Annotated in this window: 20 protein-coding genes; 14 read left to right on the top strand and 6 right to left on the bottom strand. The window is 56.8% G+C overall.

Annotation, left to right across the window (positions count from 1 at the left end; translation table 11 throughout):
- Positions 1-3: 3 nt before the first annotated feature.
- Positions 4-600, bottom strand: a complete 597-nt coding sequence (betI, locus tag ABFX35_RS03300) for a transcriptional regulator BetI (protein WP_121525238.1) — start codon at positions 598-600, stop codon at positions 4-6.
- A 401-nt stretch (positions 601-1,001) separates the two neighbouring features.
- Here betI and ABFX35_RS03295 point away from each other — a divergent pair, with 401 nt between their 5' ends.
- A complete protein-coding gene (locus ABFX35_RS03295) occupies positions 1,002-3,041 on the top strand; it encodes a choline transporter (RefSeq protein ID WP_346079138.1) in 2,040 nt (679 codons plus the stop codon).
- 53 nt (positions 3,042-3,094) lie between these two features.
- On the opposite strand, the gene ygbI is transcribed toward ABFX35_RS03295, so the two are convergent.
- Positions 3,095-3,862, bottom strand: coding sequence for a DNA-binding transcriptional repressor YgbI (gene ygbI, locus ABFX35_RS03290; protein ID WP_346079137.1), 768 nt, complete (start codon positions 3,860-3,862; stop codon positions 3,095-3,097).
- A gap of 278 nt (positions 3,863-4,140) precedes the next feature.
- Between ygbI and ltnD the strand changes: the two genes are divergently transcribed.
- The 5 genes from ltnD (at position 4,141) to ABFX35_RS03265 (ending at position 9,224) form a co-directional block, all read left to right on the top strand.
- Positions 4,141-5,055, top strand: coding sequence for an L-threonate dehydrogenase (ltnD, locus tag ABFX35_RS03285; protein WP_279026757.1), 915 nt, complete (start codon positions 4,141-4,143; stop codon positions 5,053-5,055).
- Complete coding sequence (otnK, locus tag ABFX35_RS03280; RefSeq protein WP_346079135.1) at positions 5,055-6,323, top strand: 3-oxo-tetronate kinase; 1,269 nt, start codon at positions 5,055-5,057, stop codon at positions 6,321-6,323. Before ltnD ends, otnK begins: the two co-directional genes overlap by 1 nt.
- A complete protein-coding gene (gene otnC / locus ABFX35_RS03275) occupies positions 6,320-6,970 on the top strand; it encodes a 3-oxo-tetronate 4-phosphate decarboxylase (RefSeq protein WP_346079133.1) in 651 nt (216 codons plus the stop codon). The genes otnK and otnC overlap by 4 nt, the downstream gene beginning before the upstream one ends.
- Positions 6,971-6,972: 2 nt before the next feature.
- Complete coding sequence (locus ABFX35_RS03270; RefSeq protein ID WP_346079131.1) at positions 6,973-7,749, top strand: HPr family phosphocarrier protein; 777 nt, start codon at positions 6,973-6,975, stop codon at positions 7,747-7,749.
- 104 nt (positions 7,750-7,853) lie between these two features.
- The gene (locus tag ABFX35_RS03265) at positions 7,854-9,224 is read left to right on the top strand and encodes a GntP family transporter (protein WP_346079130.1); all 1,371 of its coding nucleotides are present in this window, start codon (positions 7,854-7,856) and stop codon (positions 9,222-9,224) included.
- Between the two features lie 102 nt (positions 9,225-9,326).
- Here the strand turns inward: ABFX35_RS03265 and ompX are convergent, their stop codons facing one another.
- Entirely contained in the window at positions 9,327-9,845 is a 519-nt protein-coding gene (gene ompX, locus ABFX35_RS03260) for an outer membrane protein OmpX (RefSeq protein ID WP_095845289.1), read from the bottom strand.
- A 407-nt stretch (positions 9,846-10,252) separates the two neighbouring features.
- Between ompX and rhtA the strand changes: the two genes are divergently transcribed.
- Positions 10,253-11,128, top strand: coding sequence for a threonine/homoserine exporter RhtA (gene rhtA, locus ABFX35_RS03255; RefSeq protein WP_279026751.1), 876 nt, complete (start codon positions 10,253-10,255; stop codon positions 11,126-11,128).
- A gap of 59 nt (positions 11,129-11,187) precedes the next feature.
- On the opposite strand, the gene ABFX35_RS03250 is transcribed toward rhtA, so the two are convergent.
- A complete protein-coding gene (locus ABFX35_RS03250) occupies positions 11,188-12,393 on the bottom strand; it encodes an aldose 1-epimerase family protein (protein ID WP_279026750.1) in 1,206 nt (401 codons plus the stop codon).
- Between the two features lie 267 nt (positions 12,394-12,660).
- Positions 12,661-13,194, bottom strand: a complete 534-nt coding sequence (locus ABFX35_RS03245) for a P-loop NTPase family protein (protein WP_279026749.1) — start codon at positions 13,192-13,194, stop codon at positions 12,661-12,663.
- Positions 13,195-13,569: 375 nt separating this feature from the next.
- Here ABFX35_RS03245 and dps point away from each other — a divergent pair, with 375 nt between their 5' ends.
- The 6 genes from dps to ybiO all read left to right on the top strand — a co-directional run bounded on the left by dps (position 13,570) and on the right by ybiO (position 19,606).
- Positions 13,570-14,073: a DNA starvation/stationary phase protection protein Dps gene (gene dps, locus ABFX35_RS03240; protein WP_121552914.1), complete on the top strand. Its 504-nt coding sequence runs from the start codon at positions 13,570-13,572 to the stop codon at positions 14,071-14,073.
- Between the two features lie 162 nt (positions 14,074-14,235).
- Positions 14,236-14,502, top strand: coding sequence for a DksA/TraR family C4-type zinc finger protein (locus tag ABFX35_RS03235; protein ID WP_095845294.1), 267 nt, complete (start codon positions 14,236-14,238; stop codon positions 14,500-14,502).
- A gap of 384 nt (positions 14,503-14,886) precedes the next feature.
- Complete coding sequence (gene glnH / locus ABFX35_RS03230; RefSeq protein ID WP_279026748.1) at positions 14,887-15,630, top strand: glutamine ABC transporter substrate-binding protein GlnH; 744 nt, start codon at positions 14,887-14,889, stop codon at positions 15,628-15,630.
- A gap of 250 nt (positions 15,631-15,880) precedes the next feature.
- The gene (gene glnP / locus ABFX35_RS03225; RefSeq protein WP_095845296.1) at positions 15,881-16,540 is read left to right on the top strand and encodes a glutamine ABC transporter permease GlnP; all 660 of its coding nucleotides are present in this window, start codon (positions 15,881-15,883) and stop codon (positions 16,538-16,540) included.
- Complete coding sequence (gene glnQ / locus ABFX35_RS03220) at positions 16,537-17,259, top strand: glutamine ABC transporter ATP-binding protein GlnQ (RefSeq protein WP_279026746.1); 723 nt, start codon at positions 16,537-16,539, stop codon at positions 17,257-17,259. The genes glnP and glnQ overlap by 4 nt, the downstream gene beginning before the upstream one ends.
- A 127-nt stretch (positions 17,260-17,386) precedes the next feature.
- The gene (gene ybiO / locus ABFX35_RS03215) at positions 17,387-19,606 is read left to right on the top strand and encodes a mechanosensitive channel protein (protein ID WP_346079125.1); all 2,220 of its coding nucleotides are present in this window, start codon (positions 17,387-17,389) and stop codon (positions 19,604-19,606) included.
- Between the two features lie 68 nt (positions 19,607-19,674).
- Here ybiO and rlmF read toward each other — a convergent pair whose 3' ends face one another.
- Positions 19,675-20,646 (bottom strand): 23S rRNA (adenine(1618)-N(6))-methyltransferase RlmF, encoded by a 972-nt coding sequence (rlmF, locus tag ABFX35_RS03210; RefSeq protein ID WP_346079123.1) that lies wholly within the window; start codon positions 20,644-20,646, stop codon positions 19,675-19,677.
- Between the two features lie 122 nt (positions 20,647-20,768).
- Between rlmF and ABFX35_RS03205 the strand changes: the two genes are divergently transcribed.
- Entirely contained in the window at positions 20,769-21,404 is a 636-nt protein-coding gene (locus tag ABFX35_RS03205) for a flavin reductase family protein (protein WP_346079121.1), read from the top strand.
- Positions 21,405-21,430: the final 26 nt, after the last annotated feature.

The raw sequence follows: 21,430 nt of genomic DNA, 5'->3' as shown, positions 1-21,430 counted from the left end.
GGCTCAGCCTGGGGTGCTTTTCCCCAGCTGAAAGTCAATGTATTCGGTCGTGATAGCGATCGCCCGCGCCTGGTTAAACGCGCTGCCGCGCAGGGCGCTGCGTAGCCACAGGCCGTCTATCAGCGCCGCCAGCCCTTTGGCCGCCGCCCGCGCCTGCGCTTTTGGCAGAGCGTGCTGGAACTCGGCGCTCAGGTTGGAATACAGCCGCCGGCCGTTGACCTGCTGCAGCCGGTTGAGCTGCGGCTGATGCAGGCTGCTGGCCCAAAAGGCCAGCCAGGTTTTCATCGCCGCGCTGTTGATCTGGGTATCGTCAAAGTTGCCGGCGACGATCGCCCGCAGCCGCGCCGCGGGGCTGTGATCTTCCAGCGCCTGCAAACGCAGTTTGACCGCTTCGCCGAGATGGCTGATCAAATAGCGCATCGTCGCTTCCAGCAACCCGTTCTTATCCTTGAAATAATGGCTAATAATGCCGTTGGAAACGCCCGCCCGCCGCGCAATCTGCGCAATGGTGGCGTCATGCATTCCCACTTCGTTTACCGCGGCCAATGTGGCTTCAATCAACTGCTGCCTTCTTATCGGCTGCATTCCTACCTTGGGCATGGCTTCGCCTCTCACAAAACCGATTTCACACCCCTATTAAACTTTTTTTTGATTGAACGTTCAATTAAAATTGCATATATTTTATTACCACAAGGTTAAAACAATGTACCTTTTGGTTGTGGGAGTAGCTGATTTTTGTGAGGTATTTAACGAATCTGACCAAAATCAGCGCCGAAAAACGCTTCCCGCCCCGCTGCAGATTTCTGCGGTATTAACCGGTTGGCAGCAATAAAATAACGAACCCGGTTCCTACGCTGTGGGAACTCGCGCATGCACTTGCGCGCCGTTTCGCTTTTTTGCCGCCCGCTTTCTTTCTGCACGTTGCCGCAGGTTGCCCGATTGGCGCAGCCCCGGCAGCCGTGTGGGTACGAACGATCCGTTATCAACACCAGAGGAAGACGATGACAACACGCGATACCTCCTCAAAACCGCAGCAGGACCGTTTAAATCCTGTGGTTTTCTTTACGTCTGCGGGGCTGATCCTGGCCTTCTCGCTGATGACCATTTTCTTCACCGATTTCTCTGGCCGCTGGCTGGTCCGCACCCTGAACTGGGTGTCCACCACCTTCGGCTGGTATTACTTATTGGCCGCCACGTTGTATATCGTGTTTGTCGTCCTGATCGCCGGTTCGCGCTTTGGTTCGATCAAGCTGGGGCCGGAACAATCAAAGCCGGAATTCAGCCTGATGAGCTGGGCAGCGATGCTGTTTGCCGCCGGTATCGGTATCGATCTGATGTTCTTCTCGGTGGCGGAACCGGTCACGCAATATATGATGCCGCCCGAAGGCCAAGGGCAAACGCTGGAAGCCGCCCGCCAGGCCATGGTATGGACGCTGTTCCACTACGGCCTGACCGGCTGGGCGATGTATGCGCTGATGGGTATCGCGCTGGGCTATTTCAGCTACCGCTATAACCTGCCGCTGACCATTCGCTCGGCGCTGTACCCGATCTTTGGTAAACGGATCAATGGGCCGATCGGCCACAGCGTGGATATCGCCGCGGTGATCGGCACCATTTTCGGCATTGCCACCACTCTGGGGATTGGCGTGGTGCAGCTCAACTACGGCCTGAAGGTGCTGTTCGATCTGCCGGAAAACCTGACTGTGCAAGGCGCGCTGATTCTGCTGTCCGTGATCATGGCCACCGTTTCTGTCACCTCCGGGGTCAATAAAGGCATCCGTTTTCTGTCGGAACTTAACGTGCTGTTGGCGTTGGGGCTGATCCTGTTTGTGCTGTTCTTCGGCGACACCGAATTCCTGCTCAATGCGCTGGTGCTGAACGTCGGCGATTACATCAACCGCTTTATGGGCATGACGCTCAACAGCTTTGCTTTCGATCGCCCGGTGGAGTGGATGAACAACTGGACGCTGTTCTTCTGGGCATGGTGGGTGGCATGGTCGCCGTTCGTTGGCCTGTTCCTGGCGCGTATTTCACGCGGGCGCACCATCCGCCAGTTCGTGGTGGGCACGCTGATCATTCCGTTCGTATTCACCCTGCTGTGGCTGTCCATCTTCGGCAACAGCGCGCTGTACCAGATATTGCACGGCAACGCTGATTTTGCGCAGGAAGTGATGCAGTTCCCGGAGCGCGGCTTCTATAGCCTGCTGGCGCAGTACCCCGGCTTTACCTTCAGCGCGTCGGTCGCCACCATCACCGGGCTGTTGTTCTACGTCACCTCGGCGGATTCCGGCTCGCTGGTGCTGGGCAACTTCACCTCGCGCCTGGCCGATATCAACAACGATGCGCCGAACTGGTTGCGCATCTTCTGGTCGGTGGCCATTGGCTTGCTGACCATCGGTATGCTGATGACCAACGGCGTCTCGGCGTTGCAAAATGCCACGGTGATCATGGGCCTGCCGTTCAGCTTCGTTATCTTCTTCGTGATGGCCGGGTTGTACAAATCGCTGCGCGTCGAGGATTACCGCAAAGCCAGTGCGCTGAACACCTCCGCACCGGCGCCGGCTTCGCACAATGAAGTGTTGAACTGGAAGCAGCGCCTGTCACGCGTGATGAATTACCCCGGCACGCAGTACACGCAGAAAATGCTGGATAACGTCTGCCGCCCGGCGATGCAGGATGTTGCGCGTGAGTTGGAACTGCGCGGCGCCAAAGTAGAATTTACCGAAGTGCCGCCCGGCGAGGATGAACGCTTGCCGCACCTGGAACTGCTGGTGCATCTGGGCGAAGAACAGAACTTTATCTACCAGATCTGGCCGCAGCGTTACTCGGTGCCGGGCTTCACCTATCGCGCGCGCTCAGGCAAGTCACACTACTATCGGCTGGAAACCTTCCTGATGGAAGGCACCCAAGGCAACGATCTGATGGACTACAGCAAGGAGCAGGTGATTGGCGACATTCTGGATCAGTACGAAAAACACCTGAACTTCCTGCACATACACCGTGAAGCGCCGGGCAATACTCTGACCTTCCCGGACATGTAATGGCCCTCGCCAGGCCGTGACGCATCGCGTTGCGGCCTGCGCTCTGGGGCAATTTACTCGCTTTTCGCGCTCATCAGCACAATGCCGGCTTTCCCTAACGCTTCCCGTGCGGCTTCCGGCAGATGCTCGTCGGTAATCACCGTATCAAACACCGAAAGCGGCAGCGCCAGATAGGTGGCGACTTTGCCGTATTTCGAGGTATCGCTCAGCAAAATGCGGCGGTGGCTGGCCTCGGCGATCGCCTGTTTCACCATCACTTTGTCTTCACTCGGCGTCGACAGGCCCCGTAGCCCCCATGAAGACGCCGAAATAAAAGCCAGATCGATAAACAGGTTGCGCAGCGCCTGCGCCGCAGCCGCCCCCACACAGGAGCGGTTCTCGCGGCAGACGGTGCCGCCGGTATGAATAATCTGGCAGCGGCTGAACTCAATCAGGTAGCTGGCAATCACAAAGTCATTGGTCACCACGGTTAAATCGCTGCGATCGCCCAGCTGTTTTGCCAGCGCCAGCGTGGTGGTGCCTGCATCCAGATAAACGCAGCTGTTCAGCGGGATCTGGCGCGCGGCCAGTTGGCCGATAGCGGCTTTCTGTTGGCTGAACATGCCCTCCTTGTCCTGATGCGAAGGCTCGATCGCCACGCGCTCCGCCGCTTGCACACCGCCGGACACGGTCACCACCGTGCCCTGCGCTTCCAGCTTTTGCAGATCGCGCCGAATGGTCATATGGGATACGCCAAGCCGTTCGGTCAGCGCCGCTATGCTGATCACGCCGCGTTCCGCGACCAGCGCCAGGATTTGTTGATGGCGTTCTACAGGTATCACGTCTTCTCTCTCGTTAACCGCAGTGATAATAATTGTGATGTTACGTCAAATTATGTGCCGAAACAGTATTCATCGCCGGATAAACCAAACTAAACCCACTCCGAATCACCCTAAATAATTTAATAAACAAATAGATACAGAAATCACTCTTTTTACCTTCCTCTATTCGTTATCACACAATGTTAACATTTGTGAGAATGATCACCAACTCCCGGCGGAAACACGCTTATATTTAACACAACAAAACAAAATATCACCAAAATTAACAAAGGTGCACAATGACAACATCAACGCATTACTCTGTAGCCATCATAGGCTTGGGTTCAATGGGCATGGGTGCGGCCAAGTCTTGCATCCGCGCCGGGCTGACCACCTACGGCGTCGATCTTAACCCGCAGGCGCTGAAGACACTGCAACAAGCCGGAGCCAAACAGGCCGCCACCAGCGCCGACGCGTTTGCCGCCGAGCTGGATGCCGTGCTGCTATTAGTGGTGAATGCCGCACAGGTAAAACAAATCCTGTTCGGCGAAAACGGCCTGGCGCCCCGCCTGAAGCCCGCCACGGCAGTCATGGTGTCTTCCACCATTTCCGCCGCCGACGCCAAAGATATTGAGCGCCAACTGCAAGCGCTGGGGCTGAACATGCTGGATGCCCCGGTTTCGGGCGGCGCGGCCAAAGCCGCCGAAGGCCAGATGACGGTGATGGCGGCCGGCGCGGAAGCCACCTTCGCGCAGTTGCAGCCGGTGCTGGATGCGGTGGCCGGCAAGGTTTACCGCATTGGCGCGGAAATCGGCCTGGGCGCCACGGTGAAAATCATCCACCAGTTGCTGGCCGGGGTGCATATCGCCGCCGGGGCGGAAGCGATGGCGCTGGCGGCACGCGCCGGCATTCCGCTGGACGTAATGTATGACGTCGTCACCAACGCCGCCGGCAACTCCTGGATGTTCGAAAACCGCATGCGCCACGTGGTGGAAGGCGATTACACGCCCAAATCCGCCGTCGATATCTTCGTTAAGGATCTGGGGCTGGTGACGGACACCGCCAAAACGCTGCACTTCCCGCTGCCGCTGGCTTCCACGGCGTTCAATATGTTTACCGCGGCCAGCAACGCCGGCTACGGTAAAGAGGATGACAGCGCAGTGATCAAAATTTTCGCCGGCATTGAACTGCCGTCTAACCAGGAGAATAGCTAATGTTGCTTGGCGTTATCGCGGACGATTTTACCGGTGCCACCGACATCGCCAGCTTCCTGGTGAACAATGGCCTGCCGACGGTGCAGCTCAACGGCGTGCCGCAAGGCAGCGCGCCGGCCGGCGCCCAGGCGGTGGTTATCAGCCTGAAAACCCGCTCCTGCCCGGCGCCGCAGGCCGTTGAGCAGTCTCTTCAGGCGCTGGCCTGGCTACAGCGCCAGGGCTGCCGCCAGTTTTACTTCAAATACTGTTCCACCTTCGACAGCACCGCCCAGGGCAATATCGGCCCGGTGACCGATGCGCTGCTCGAGGCATTGGGCGAGAACCTGACGGTAATATCCCCGGCGCTACCGGTTAACGGCCGCACCGTTTATCAGGGATATCTGTTCGTGATGGAACAGTTGCTGTCGGAATCCGGCATGCGCCACCACCCGGTAACGCCGATGACTAACAGCAACCTGCTGCAATTAATGGAAGCGCAAGCCAGCGGCCGCTGCGGGCTGGTGAACGCGGCGGTGATGGATCGCGGTGCGGCGGCGGTGCAGGAAAAGCTGCAGCTTTTAGCAGGCGAAGGGGTACGCTATGCGGTGCTGGATACCCTGAATGAACAGCACCTGCTAACCCAGGGGGAAGCGCTGAAAGGGATGAAGCTGGTCACCGGCGGTTCCGGCCTGGCCATCGGCCTGGCGCGGCAATGGGCCGATGCCGGGCAGGATCAACGCCAGGCGCAAGCCGCCGGCGCGCCACAAGGGAAAAAGGCCGTGGTGCTCTCCGGCTCCTGCTCCACCATGACCAACAAACAGGTGGCGCATTACCGCCAACAGGCCGCGGCGCAAGCCATCGACGTGGCGCGCTGCATCAACGCCGCCGAGCGCCATGATTATGCGCGCCAGCTCGGCGATTGGCTGCAACAGCATTCGGCAGATACGCTGGCGCCGATGCTCTACGCCACCGCCGAACCAGAAACGCTGCGCCAGACCCAACAACAATACGGGGCCGATGCCGCCAGCCACGCCGTGGAAGCACTGTTTGCCGAAACCGTGCAACTGCTACAGCAGGCCGGTTTCAACCGCTTTATCGTCGCCGGGGGCGAAACCGCCGGCGTGGTCACCCAGGCGCTCGGGATCGGCGGTTTCCATATCGGCCCAAGCATCTCACCCGGCGTGCCGTGGGTGCGCGCGATCGAACAACCTGTCTCACTGGCCCTGAAATCGGGCAATTTTGGCGATGAAAACTTTTTCGCCAGGGCGCAAACGGAGTTCCCGGTATGACATTTTCGCAAAAATCCGCGCCATCCGATGAGCAGTTGGCGCGTGAAGAGATGGTGCGCCTTGGCGCGTCTTTCTTTGCACGCGGCTATGCCACCGGTTCCGCGGGCAACCTTTCGCTGCTGCTGCCCGACGGCACGCTATTGGCGACGCCAACCGGCTCCTGCCTGGGCGAGTTACAGGCCGAGCGCTTATCGAAAGTCAGCCTGGCCGGCGAGTGGATCTCCGGCGATAAACCGTCGAAAGAGATCAGCTTCCACCGGGCGCTGTACCTGAACAACCCGCAGTGTAAAGCCGTGGTGCACTTACACTGCACCTACCTGACGGCCCTTTCCTGCCTTCAGGGGATAGATCCACAAAACGTGATCAAGCCTTTTACGCCCTATGTGGTGATGCGGGTGGGCGAGATACCGCTGGTGCCTTATTACCGCCCCGGCGATGAGCGCCTGGCGCGCGATCTGGCCGCCCTCGCGCCCCGGTATCGCGCATTTTTGTTGGCCAACCACGGGCCGGTGGTCACCGGATCAAGCCTGCGGGCGGCGGCCGACAATACTGAAGAGATGGAAGACGCGGCAAAACTGATTTTCACTCTCGGTGACCGCCCAATCCGTTATTTAACCGACGCTGAAATTGCCGAGTTACGGAGCTGATTATGCCTAAATTTGCTGCCAACTTATCGATGATGTTCAATGAACTGCCGTTTCTGGATCGCTTCGCCGCAGCGGCGGCGGCCGGCTTTAAAGCGGTGGAGTTCCTGTTCCCCTATGACTACCCGCCGGCGCTGCTGGCGCAAAAGCTGCGGGAAAACGGCCTGCAACAAGTGCTGTTTAATACCGCGCCTGGCGATATCCATGCCGGCGAATGGGGGCTGGCGGCGCTGCCCGGCCGTGAACGGGATGCGCAAGCCGATATCGATCGGGCACTGGAATATGCCATCGCCCTGCAATGCCCGAACGTGCACGTGATGGCCGGTGTGGTGCCGCTAGGTGAAGAGTGGGCGCGCTACCACGATAGTTTTATCAGCAATATCCGCTATGCCGCCGATCGCTTTGCCGGCCACGGCATCAAGGTGCTGATTGAAGCGCTAAGCCCGCAAGTAAAACCCAACTATCTGTTCAGCAGCCAGCACCAGGCCGCCCAATTGCAGCAAGACATCGATCGCCCGAACGTGTTTATTCAGTTCGATTTCTTTCACGCCCAGTTAGTGGACGGCAACATCGGCGGGCTGATTGAAACCCTGGCCGGGCGCTATGCCCACATCCAGATTGCCTCAGTACCGGCGCGCAATGAACCTGACGACGGCGAGTTGAATTACCCCTGGCTGTTTGAGCTGCTGGATCGCAGCGGCTACCCGGGGTGGATCGGCTGTGAGTACAAACCGCGCGGCGCAACCACCGCCGGCCTGGGCTGGGTTCAACCTTATCTGTAACCGCCCCGAATAATCTAATTAGACGTTAAACACTAAACACCCTTCCGTATCGCCCTTAACGGGCGATCGCGGTACCGGACTCTTACCCGATTAAAGGCAATGCTATGTCTACCTCAATGCTACTGTTAATCGCCATCGCTGGTGTAGCACTGCTACTGCTGATGGTCATCAAAGCCCGAATACAGCCGTTTGTCGCGCTGCTGTTGGTCAGCCTGCTGGTGGCGTTGGCCAGCGGTATCCCCACCGGCGAGGTAATGAAAGTCATGACCGCCGGCATGGGCGGCGTGCTCGGCTCCGTGACGATCATCATCGGCCTGGGCGCCATGCTGGGCCGCATGATCGAGCAATCCGGCGGCGCAGAATCACTGGCGCAACGTTTCAGCCAAATCATGGGGCCGAAACATACCGTTGCCGCACTGACCATCGCTGCGTTTATCCTCGGCATCCCGGTGTTCTTTGACGTCGGCTTTATCATTCTGGCGCCGATCATCTACGGCTTTGCCAAAGTTGCGAAAGTGTCGCCGGTAAAATTCGGCCTGCCGATGGCCGGTGTGATGCTGGCGGTGCACGTGGCGCTGCCGCCGCACCCCGGCCCGGTCGCCGCGGCCGGGATCCTGAATGCAGACGTCGGCTGGCTGACCATCATCGGCACGGCGATTTGTATACCGGTCGGCGTGATTGGCTACTACGTTGCCAAATACATGAACCGCACCCAGTACCCGTTATCCGTCGAAGTGCTGGAACAGCTGCAGTTGGCGGCGCCGGAACCGACGCCGCAGGGTGCGCCGCCTATCAGCGATCGCATCAACCCGCCGGGGGCCGGCCTGGTCTCTGCGCTGATCGTCATCCCTATCGCCATTATCATGCTGGGCACCCTGTCGTCCACGCTGCTGGCGGCCGGCTCCCCGCTGCGTGATACGTTGTCCCTGCTCGGCTCCCCTGCCGTCGCGCTACTGATCGCCCTGGCGCTGGCGTTTTACTTCCTGGCAATCCGCCGCGGCTGGAGCCTGCAACATACCAGCGACGTGATGGGCGCCGCGCTGCCGGCGGCCGCCGTAGTGATTCTGGTGACCGGCGCCGGCGGGGTTTTCGGCAAGGTACTGGTGGAATCTGGGGTGGGGAAAGCGCTGGCTGATGTGCTGAACACGCTCGGCCTACCGTTGATCCCGGCGGCGTTTATTATTTCGCTGGCGCTGCGCGCGTCGCAAGGCTCGGCCACGGTGGCGATCCTCACCACCGGCGGGCTGCTGTCTGAAGCCGTGATTGGGCTGAACCCGATTCAGCTGGTGTTGATTACGCTGTCCATTTGTTTTGGCGGGCTGGGGCTTTCACACGTCAACGATTCAGGCTTTTGGATCGTGACCAAGTATCTGGGGCTTTCGGTGGCGGATGGGTTGAAGACCTGGACGGTGCTGACCACGGTGCTTGGGCTGTGTGGGTTTGTCTTTACCTGGTTGCTGTGGCTGGTGGTATAGCAAAGAACCCCCGGCCGTTATAACGAAAAAATGCCAGTCAGCGTAACTGACTGGCATTAATATTCTCTGGGATCCCGTGGCCCAACGCCAGGGAACCGGAACTTAGAAGCGGTAACCTACGCCTACGTTCCAGGTACCTACGTCAACGCTACGGATACGGCTTTGTTCATAGCCAACGTCCAGCGCCACGTCCTGAATTGGGTTGAATTGCATACCAGCGCCATAGCTGAAGCCATAGTCGCTGTTGCCAGCACGGTCAGAACCATCCTGCGCGTTGTTTACGTTTTTGCCGTAACCAACACCGATCACACCATAGATGCTCGCCCAGTCATTGAAACGGTAAGCCGGGCCGGCAGTGATCGAGTCATACTGTGATTTTTTGTATTGGCCGAATTCGGAACGGTCTTTTTCCAGGTGGGTGAAGGAACCAATCACGCCAACCGGGCTGTTGTCGAATTCATAACGGTATTTCAGGTTGAAGCCGTTAGCTTTGTTGGCTACGCCCTGAAAATCGCCTTGCGCATAACCGGCAGATACGGTGCTTTCGCCAGCAAAGGCACTGCCTGCGCTCATTGCTAATACACATGCTGCTACTGCGGAAAGACATGCAATTTTTTTCATAACCACCTCAAACTCGTTTTTTTATTTAATACAACCTTGTAACTTCAGTTGAAAATATAACAAAAAACAGAGCGAAACTCCGCCAATAATTAAGTGTCTAACACTTAATATCGTGTAACAGGAGGTTTCAAGAATAGTGTATCTCTCTATTTTTGCTTGATTTCCACGCGGATTGTAGAAGCTTTTATGACGAAAATCACGGTTTTAATATCCAGATAAATCCGAATAACCTGTGCTTTTTTTATGCTAAATGGCGGAAACCCCCGTCAGTTCTGCTTCTTCACGAACTTTTCACAGCGATATATCCCCCGCACATTTACACTGACATACACTTATTTACGAATTGCTTTCCTGAAGCCGGAATGATACGAAGGACGCTTAATAAGGATAAAAGGGATGCCATCCTCGTGAGCACCAACACCCCCGCCACATTGTTGCCCATATGCGGCTTGCTGATTGCCATTGTATCCACCCAGGTGGGCGCCTCACTGGCGAAAAGCCTGTTCCCGCTAGTCGGCGCCGAAGGGATCACCACCCTGCGCCTAAGTATCGGCACGCTGATCATGTTTATCATCTTCCGCCCCTGGCGCATGCGGCTAAGCGTGGGCAACCGCCTGCCGCTGCTGATTTATGGCCTGTCGTTGGGGGCGATGAACTATCTGTTTTACCTTTCACTACGCACAGTGCCGCTGGGGATCGCCGTCGCGCTGGAATTCACCGGCCCACTGACGCTGGCCATGTGCTCATCCCGCCGCCCGGTCGATTTTATCTGGGTGATGTTGGCCGTTACCGGGTTGGGGTTTCTGCTGCCGCTGGGCCATAACGTGGGCGCTATCGATCCGTTAGGCGCTGCTTGCGCTTTGGGTGCCGGCACCTGTTGGGCGATATACATTATCTCTGGCCAAAAGGCCGGCGGCAACCATGGGCCGGGAACGGCAGCCATTGGCTCGCTGATCGCCGCCGCCGTATTTTGCCCCATCGGGGCCTGGCATGCTGGCAGCGCGCTGCTGAACGTGGATATTCTTCCGCTGGCGCTTGCGGTCGCCGTGCTGTCCACCGCATTGCCCTATTCATTAGAAATCATCGCTTTGCCCAAAATCCCGGCGCGCACATTCGGCACCCTGATGAGCCTGGAACCGGCGCTGGCGGCGTTGTCCGGCATGGTGTTCCTGAACGAACACCTAACGCCGGTGCAATGGGCCGCGCTGGCGGCGATTATTATCGCCTCCATTGGCGCCACCCTGACGCTCAAAACCCAAACGCGGATTGAGCCGCTTTCCTAGCAAAGCAATGCCGGCGTAAAAGCCGGCATTGCCATCACATCACGCGGCGAAGCGAAGGATTATTCAACGGCGATCGGCGTTTCCACCAGTTTCACTTCTTGATCGCCCTGCAGCGCTTTTACTTTTTGCTGATACTGTTTCACCTGTTCAGCATCTTTCAGCAGGGTGTAGGTCAGCTCAAAATCGGTGCTTTGCCCCGGCTGCAGTTGTTTGATACGCCCCTGCTCACGCTCTATTTTCACCGGATAGGCGTAGCTGGTGCCGGGTTCAATCCCGGTGACGTAGCCCTGGCGTTCGGTATCGGTGTTTTTCCACAGCGTCAGCACCGGCAGTTGATGGGTATCAAAGCCAATCGCCACGCCGCGATCGCCTTGTTTGTTGTTCAGCATCGCCAGCGTTTTCCCCTGTGCATCGGCCAACGGCACGATATTGAACACCATCTCATCAAAGTCTTTGGTTGGCCCCTGATACGTATGCCAGCCTTTCAGCCCGGCTTTGGCATAGTCGTTGAAAGGCGAGATCTGCTTGATAGGCGCGCTGAAGGTTGCGCCCTCACCGAGGATCGGCGTACCAAAGTTGCTGTGGTAGATAATCTGGTAATCGCGCGGGTAGTCAGCGCGGTTAGTCAGGCGATCGTGAAGGGTAAATGACTGCGCGCCCGGCACGTACCGCAGCTCAGTCCAGGTTTCCAGATTGCTTTTCTTGAAGGTGTTCTCTTTCAGCAAGCCGCGGATACGGACTTCATACGGCGCCTTTTCCGAAATTTCCACCACCACCTTCGATGCCGGCGTATTGCCGGCCCGGCCGTGCAACGTATACAGCGTCCCGTTTTCTACGCCGGGGTGGCCGGTCCATTCATAGCCGCAGCGCACCACCATTTCATTGAAACCATCCAGCCAGCCCAGGCCGCCGCGGCTTTCCAGGTTGATATAGGCCGGGTTAACCACATCCGTCACCGGGGAATCCCAGCCCAGACGCACGCCGGAGCCGTTAACGTGCAGCAGGTCCATACCGCGTGTCGGGCTAAGCGCAATGGTTAGCCCCGGGCTGGTCAGCGTGATCACTTTCGAGCCCTCTTGCTTGCCGCCGTGCAACACCTTCTGTTCAATGCTGAAGCGGGCGCCGGGGATGTTCAGCTTTTGGCTGTCGATCTGCCAATTGCCTTGTTCAATGCCATTTTCGTTATCTGTCAACACGATAGTTTCAGCACTGGCATAACCGGAAACCAGCGAAAGAGCGATTGAGACTGCAAGAAACGTTTTCATTGATGATTCCTTATCTGTTTAAGCTGAATGGTTTTAGCTTTGTCCTCGATAAAGGTAGGTTTTCGCGCTAAATGAAAATGCGAGGCGGGTCACTTTTCTGCTACATCGATGAACAGAAAAATATTTACGTGATACGGATCATACTTATCGATGCAAATTTGCCGCGGCAAGCATAAAAAGAGACGTTCGATCGCTATTAATTGCATTGCTGAAATAGCTGAAGCTGCTTCAGCAAAAACGATGCCGTCATATTTGCATAACGGATATTTAAGGCAGCGTCTGCAGCCAGGCAGCCGTCTGGCGCGGGGAACGCAAACGGATAAAGCGGATGTGGCTATAGCGCGCATCCTGCATATCGGCCAGGTATTTAGCTCGGTTTTTACGGTAGGTTTTTAACGTCCAGAGGATGATGGAATCACGGCTGAAAAAAGACCGGCGAAAGTTTTCCCGGTTGCCGGTATGTGGCCACAACTCGGAATGGCGCCATGAACGCTGCAGCGCACGGCGTATCGCCTGCCAGAGGGTGCGGCAGAAACCGTAATCCACCCATACCACCCATTGCACCTCGCGCCATTTAATCGGCTTAGTCCGGGTGTAGTTACCATCCAACACCCAGCCCATCGGCGCCGCAGCGAGCGTTTGCTCAACCTTGAGCAGAAATTCCTCGTCCGGCGTGCCCTGCCATGCCGGGCGCCAAAACAGTAGATCCATCTCGATATAGGGCACGGCAAACGTCTGCGCCAACTGGCGCGCCACGGTGCTTTTACCGCTGCCGCTGGTTCCAACGACGTTGATTTTCATTTTTCAGCCAGGCCGTTCACAGGGTGAGCACATTTTATAAAGGCGAAGATGTGCTATCAATATGAATTATCTGCGAATAAACCAGAAAATAATGTAATGAATAAAAATGACTGTACGTGGCGGCATTTTCAGGCGAATATTCTTAGGCGAAATGATATTAAGAATAATTACCAACCTCAAGCAAGTAAATAGATAACTCTTTAATAATCAGCATGGTTTACAATTTCGAAAAAAAATTACCTCTGGCAATAAAAATAATCAACCTGTTCCTGCCTATTTATCCGATAGCCACACTCCGCCGGCAAAAAAAAATATCGCTGCTATACTTAGATCCGTAGCCAAATATGACAACAATTAATCAAGAGGATATCAGATATGAGTACCGCTAAACTGGTGAAAACGAAATCTTCTGATCTACTGTTCACGCGCAATGATGTGGATGAGAAAACCAAACAGGCCACCATCAAGGCCCTGAATGAACAGGTTATCCAGTTCATCGATCTGTCGTTGATCACCAAACAGGCGCACTGGAACATGCGTGGCGCAAACTTCATCGGTGTCCATGAAATGCTGGATGGTTTCAGAACCGCCATCACCAATCATCAGGACATCTTCGCAGAACGCGTTGTGCAACTGGGTGGCGTCGCGCTGGGTACCGTACAAGTTGTTAATGATAAAACGCCGCTGAAAAGCTACCCAACCAACATCCATACGGTTCAGGAGCACCTGAAGGCGCTGGCCGATCGCTACGGTGCCGTGGCCAACGACATCCGTAAAGCCATTACCGAAGTGGAAGACGAAGATACCGCCGACATGTTTACCGCCGCTTCGCGCGATCTGGACAAGTTCCTGTGGTTCATCGAGTCCAATATTGAATAAATGTGCGCGGCCTTAAAATAGGCAGCCCACGAGCAACAGTGAGCATGTTGTGTGTAAACAGGCCGGGTGTAACACCGGCCTGTTTTTTTGCGTCAATGGCTATTGAATTGTACAAAAAACACCCCATAGTAATCCGTATCACAGCAACAAAGAGAGGTCACTATGGCAAGCGGATGGGCAGCTGACGGTGCGGTGCAAGATCAAATAGATTCCACCGTAGAAGATGCGGTTGAGCGCGCGCGCCATGCTCTTGGGCAGGGTGAAAGCGAGCATTATTGCCAGGAATGTGGGGAAGAAATTCCACTCGCACGCCGCCAGGCGCTAAAAGGCGTGCGCTTTTGCCTGGCCTGTCAAAGTGAAAAAGACAAAAAGCAGGCGGCGGCCAGCCTGTACAACCGCCGCGGTAGCAAAGACAGCCAACTGCGCTAACCCCGCATTCCCTCCTCGCCAGGCGCCGCCAACGCCTGGCGTTTCTTTATTTCTGGCTGCTCATGCGGCTGCAGTTGCACCAAATGCAACATTTTTTCGCCAGAAAAGTTAGCGTTAGTTATCTGTATTACGGCAAGATGGTTAATTATCGGTTGTTTTCCCGCCATTATTCAGTTAATCATAATTCTCATGCACCATCATGGATTAATGCACCATTTTGGTGACCATAAACGGTGCAATTGCGGAAAAATTCAAGGTTATTGCACCATGCCGTATTCCAACCCGTTGTTTTAATAAAACATTAAAACATGGCACGAATCTTTCATGGCAATGGCTGCAATATAAAAAATGGGTCACCCACAACCTGTACAGGAAATACCGCTCATGAAGTCAATTTTTAAAGTTACTCTCGCCACACTTTCCCTGGCTTTTGCCTTAAACCTCCACGCAGCAGAAAAACTGGTTGTCGCAACCGACACCGCCTTCGTTCCCTTTGAATTCAAGCAGGGCGACAAATACGTCGGCTTTGATATCGACCTGTGGGCCGCTATCGCCAAAGAGCTGAAGCTGGATTACACCCTAAAACCCATGGATTTCAGCGGTATCATCCCGGCGCTGCAAACCAAAAACGTTGACCTGGCGCTGGCCGGCATCACCATCACCGACGAGCGTAAAAAGGCCATCGACTTCTCCGATGGTTATTACAAAAGTGGTCTGCTGATCATGGTGAACGCCAGCAACGACAGCATTAAAAGCATTGACGATCTGAACGGCAAAGTGGTTGCGGTGAAGAGCGGCACCGGCTCCGTGGATTACGCCAAACAACACATCAAGACCAAAGACCTGCGTCAGTTCCCGAATATCGATAACGCCTACATGGAGCTAGGCACTCGCCGTGCGGATGCCGTGCTGCACGATACGCCGAACATCCTGTATTTCATCAAGACCGCCGGCGCCGGCAAATTCAAACCGGTTGGCGAATCGCTGGAAGCGCAACAGTACGGTATCGCCTTCCCGAAAGGCAGCGATGCATTACGCGACAAGGTGAATGCCGCGCTGAAAACCCTGCGTGAGAACGGCACCTACAACGAAATCTACAAAAAATGGTTTGGCGTTGAGCCGAAATAACGGCTAACACGCGCAAGCGTGCATCCGTAGATTTTGCAAGCAGTCACCACCGCCATCCGGCAGGTTCCCCCAGGGGGCCCTTCGGGTGGCAAATCTGCTGGGCGCGGCGGCAAACACGGCAGCCCCGGCAGCGTGAAGGTGCCGTAAACGGCCGGTTATTACGCGTACAGCCCTGTTCGCGGCCAACTGATTTAACCACGACACGTTTTGTCGTACCTGATTCCCCTTGGGAACACTGGGAGAAAACACCATGCAGTTCGACTGGAGCGCCATTTGGCCCGCCATCCCAATCCTGTTAGAAGGCGCCAAAATGACCCTGTGGATTTCTGTCCTCGGTCTGGTTGGCGGCCTTATCATCGGCCTTATCGCCGGCTTTGCACGCACCTACGGCGGTTGGATCAGCAACCATATTGCGTTGGTCTTTATCGAAGTTATCCGCGGTACGCCGATTGTGGTGCAGGTGATGTTTATCTACTTCGCCCTGCCGATGGCGTTTACGGATTTGCGGATCGATCCTTTTAGCGCGGCGGTGGTCACCATCATGATCAACTCCGGCGCCTATATCGCCGAAATCACCCGCGGCGCCGTGCTGTCTATCCATAAGGGTTTTCGCGAAGCCGGGCTGGCGCTCGGCCTGTCACGCCGCGAAACCATCCGCTACGTGATCATGCCGCTGGCACTGCGCCGCATGCTGCCGCCGCTGGGTAACCAGTGGATCATCAGCATTAAAGACACCTCACTGTTTATCGTGATCGGCGTGGCTGAACTGACCCGCCAAGGGCAGGAAATTATTGCCGGTAACTTCCGCGCCCTGGAAATCTGGAGCGCCGTGGCGGTTATCTATCTGATTATTACCCTGGTGCTAAGCTTTATTCTGCGCCGCCTGGAAAGAAGGATGAAAATCCTGTGATCGAATTTAAAAACGTCTCTAAACATTTTGGCCAAACCAAAGTGCTGCATGATATCGACCTGAAGATTAACCAGGGCGAAGTCGTCGTCATCATCGGGCCTTCAGGTTCGGGGAAATCCACCCTGCTACGCTGCATCAACAAGCTCGAAGAAATCACCAGCGGCGATCTGATCGTCGATGGGCTGAAAGTAAACGATCCGAAAGTGGATGAGCGCCTGATCCGCCAGGAAGCCGGCATGGTGTTCCAGCAGTTTTACCTGTTCCCACAGCTGACCGCGCTGGAAAACGTCGCCTTTGGCCCTATCCGCGTGCGCGGCATCAAAAAGGCTGAAGCGGAGAAGCAGGCGCGCGAGCTGCTGGCAAAAGTCGGGCTGGCGGAACGGGCGCACCACTACCCTGGAGAGCTTTCCGGCGGCCAGCAACAGCGCGTGGCCATCGCCCGCGCGCTGGCGGTAAAACCGAAGATGATGCTGTTCGATGAGCCCACCTCCGCCCTCGATCCGGAACTGCGCCATGAGGTGCTGAAGGTGATGCAGGATCTGGCGGAAGAAGGCATGACCATGGTGATCGTCACCCATGAAGTCGGCTTTGCCGAAAAGGTGGCGTCACGCCTGATCTTTATTGATAAGGGCCGCATTGCACAAGACGGGGAACCGCATGCCCTGATCAACAATCCGCCCAGCCCGCGCCTGCGCGAATTCCTGCAGCACGTTTCCTGATCGCTTCTGCTCTGGCGGGCGCACTGCGCCCGCTATCTTGATTCCCACGCACCGCTTGGTCAATTCCCTACTATAATGGGTGTTTTTTGCTTTACCCCGTTTCCTGGGCACGACAAAGAGAGGAACAATGCCGCCTAACGCATACGCCCGATTAGCCACCTGTCTGCGCCAATGCCGCTTTCTGTTATTACTGCCGCTGTTGTTTTGGTTCACCCCTCCTGCCTTCGCCGCCGCTGCGGCAGACCAACAGAAAGCGTCTTATGCCACGTTAGCCCACCTGCTGGAAGACGATCAGGCGCGGGCCAACCTGATTGCCCAGCTAAAGCAAGCGGCGGGTGAAGCGCCCGCGCAACAGCAAACCACCCCGCCGCCGCCGCCGGCCTTGAGTGATGGCCTTGGCGATCTGGTACAAAGCGCGTTTGATAGCGTTACCCACAAACTGGCAACGCTGCAAAAAACCATTGATTCCGGCCCGAAACGCGCGTTCCACCGCGACAACTTTCTGCGCGCGCTGGGCTATTTCCTGCTTACGGCGGCGGTGACGTTTGCCTTTTTCCATCTGATCCGGCGCCTGATCAGCCCGCTGTACCGGCGGATGGGCGACTGGGGCCACCACGTTAAGCACCGCGAGCAGGGGCCGTGGTACAAGCTTCCGGCGGCAATTATCGGCGCATTTGTGATTGATCTGCTGATTCTGCTGATGGCGCTGACCGCAGGCAATCTGTTCGCCCAGCACGTGAATGCCGGCAGCGCCGTGATCGCCCGCCAACAAACGCTGTTTCTTAACGCCTTCGCGGTGATTGAGTTTTTCAAAGCCGTGCTGCGGCTGATTTTTTCGCCGCGCTTCAGCTACCTGCGCCCGTTCCCGTTTAGCGATGAGACAGCCCGTTACTGGAATACACGGCTGGCCTGGCTAAGCGGCCTGATCGGCTATGGGCTGATGGTGGTGGTGCCGATTATCGCCACCCAAATAAGCTACGCGGCAGCAGCGCTCACCAACCTGGCCATCATGCTCACGCTAACGCTGTATGCTTTTGGCCTGATCCTGCATAACCGCAAGCCTATTCAGCACCAAATCAACCTGCTGGCGGAACGCTCGATGACCTTCTTCAGCGTGTTTCTGCGTGGGCTGGGGCACGTCTGGCATTTGCTGGCCATGGTCTATTTCCTGGTGCTGTTCGTGCTGTCACAGTTTGATCTTGGCAACAGCCTGCGCTTTATGATGACCGCCACGGTGAAAAGCCTGCTGGTGATCGGCGCGGGGGCGCTGCTTTCCGGTATGCTGACCCGTTGGATTTTCCGCCGCATCACGCTGCCCGACGATGTTAACCGCCGTTACCCGATGCTGGAACGGCGCATCAATGCCTATATTCCCAACGGGCTAAAAATTTTGCGGGTAATAGTGGTGGCCGCAGTGACGCTGTTTTTACTCGACGCCTGGCATATCCTCAATCTGTACCAGTGGGCCGGCAGTGACATCGGTGGGCGCATGATTGGCGGGCTGCTGCATATCTTACTGATCGTAGCCATCGCCGTTGTCAGTTGGACCTTGATGGCCAGCGTTATCGAGCACCGTCTGGCGCTGGAGGTGAGCAACAGCGTGCACCCAAGCGCGCGCGAACGTACCTTGCTGACGCTGTTCCGCAATGTCCTGGCCATCGTAATCAGCACCATCACCATCATGATCGTGCTGTCGCAGGTGGGCATCAACATCGCGCCATTGCTGGCCGGGGCCGGGGCACTTGGCCTGGCCATCAGTTTCGGCGCGCAAACGCTGGTGAAGGATGTGATCACCGGCGTGTTTATTCAGTTTGAGAACGGCATGAACAGCGGTGAGTACGTAACCGTCAGCGGGATCACCGGCACGGTGGAGCGCATGACCATCCGTTCCATCGGGCTGCGTGATGACTATGGCGTGTACCATATCGTGCCCTACTCTTCGATCACCACACTGGCAAACTACGCGCGCGAGTTCGGCATTTACCGCGCCGAATACACGGTGAGCCGCGATGAAGATATTGACCACGTTACCGCAGTGCTGCAGCAGGCGGTTACGGCGCTGCAACACGACGACGGCGTGCGGGCCTTCCTGATCGGCGAACCGGCCTTCAGCGGCGTGGTAGCCTTGGCTGACCGTTCATTTACCATTCGGATCACCGTGCGTACCCAGGCGCTGAAGCAATGGGCAGTGCAATATGCACTGGACAGGCTGGTGAAGATTCATTTTGAACAAGCCGGCATTGCCATGCCGCAGCAGGCAGTGCAGCTTTCCTACGCTTCGCAGAAGGATGCCGCGGCGGGAGAGCGGCCGGAAGGGGATGATGAGCAAGAGCCACACAAGAGATAGGGCGTAGGCACCGGCGGCAGGTGTTAACGCCATGCCGTTCACGCTGCCGCCGCCGTATTAAAACGCGCTTATGCCGCCGCCCAACGCGCTGCGGCCCACTCGGCCTGCTGCTGGGGCGACTGGAAGGTCCAGGCCACAAAACGGCTGATCTTCTGCCCCTGCGCCATTTCAACGGTGCGCACCTCAACCGCCCCGGCCTGCTGCAACGCCTGATAAATCAGCGGCAACGTGGTGTTTTTTGAAATCAGCGAAGTAAACCACAAACAGTTGCCCGCTTTGGCAACGCTTTCCGCCACCATCTGGCAAACGAAAGCCGCTTCACCGCCTTCACACCACAGCTCATTATTTTTGCCGCCAAAATTCTGCACCGGCGTGTCACCCACTTCGCCTTTGCCCAACTTATGCAGTTTGCGGCGCGTGCTGGCCGTGGCCTCCTGCGCCGAGCCATGGAACGGCGGGTTACACAGCGTGGCATCAAAGCGCTCCGCCACACCGATAATGCCCTGGAAGATCGCCGCCGGCTGTTTCTGCTGTCGCAGGCGTACACTGTTACGCAGGGTCGGGTTCATGGCGACGATCATTTTGGCCGCGTTTAATGATACCGGATCGTTCTCCGAGCCGGTAAAACGCCAGCCATAATCGTGCTGGCCGATGATCGGGTAAATACAGTTGGCCCCCACGCCAATATCCAGGATCGCCACGTTCTTGCCGCGCGGGATCGCGCCGCCGTTAGCGCTTGCCAACAGATCCGCCAAATGGTGCAGATAATCCGCGCGGCCGGGGATCGGCGGGCACAGGTAGCCTACCGGAATATCCCAATGCGCAATGCCGTAAAAATGCTGTAACAGCGCCCGGTTAAGCATTTTCACCGCCGCCGGATCGGCAAAATCCACCGATTCATCTCCCCAGGCATTGGGCGCGACAAACGGCGCCAACGCCGGGCAACTGGCGATCAACGTGGGAAAATCATAGCGGGAACGATGGCGGTTGCGCGGATGCAGGCCGCTTTTTTGTTGTGGGAAGGTCTTTTTCTTTTGCACCGTGGCGGGCTCTCTGATAACCATTTCTGCGGCGTAAGATAACATAAAGCACGCGGCAACTTGCACAATGCGGCGCATCAGCCAGAATATATAGCCTTGTTCACCTCGTTATCAGGCCGCTTATGAGCAGTGAATCCCATTACTATTATGAACCCGCGCAGGGCCACGGCCTGCCGCACGATCCGCTGAACGCCATTATCGGCCCACGCCCGATCGGCTGGATATCGTCCGTCAGCGCCGCCGGCCAGCGCAATCTGGCCCCTTACAGTTTCTTCAACTGTTTCAACTATCATCCGCCTATCATCGGTTTTGCCAGCTGCGGCTGGAAAGACAGCGTGGCCAATATTCATGAAACCGGCGAGTTTATCTGGAACCTGGCAACCCGCCCGCTGGCCGAAGCGATGAACAACAGTTCCGCCAGCCTGCCGCGCGATCGCGACGAGTTCGCCTTTGCCGGCCTGACGCCATTGCCGGGGCGCAAAGTGCGGGTAGACCGCGTGGCGGAAAGCCCGGTCAACTTCGAATGCCGGCTGACGCAGTGCATTCAGTTGCAAACGGCGGCGGGCGAGAACGTGGACACCTGGCTGGTGTTGGGGGAAGTGGTTGCCGTGCATATCGCCGGCAACCTGCTGGATGAACACGGTATTTACCAGACGGCGGCGGCGCAGCCGATTCTGCGCGCCGGCGGCCCAACGGCCTATTATGGCATTTCCGAGCAACAACGCTTCGATCTGGTGCGCCCGGACGCACGCGGATAAGACGCCCCGGCGGGGCGTAGGCAGTG

The sequence above is a fragment of the Gibbsiella dentisursi genome (assembly GCF_039539505.1).
In the GTDB taxonomy this organism is placed as follows: Bacteria; Pseudomonadota; Gammaproteobacteria; order Enterobacterales; family Enterobacteriaceae; genus Gibbsiella; species Gibbsiella quercinecans.
This window is presented reverse-complemented; position numbering and strand designations above follow the sequence as displayed.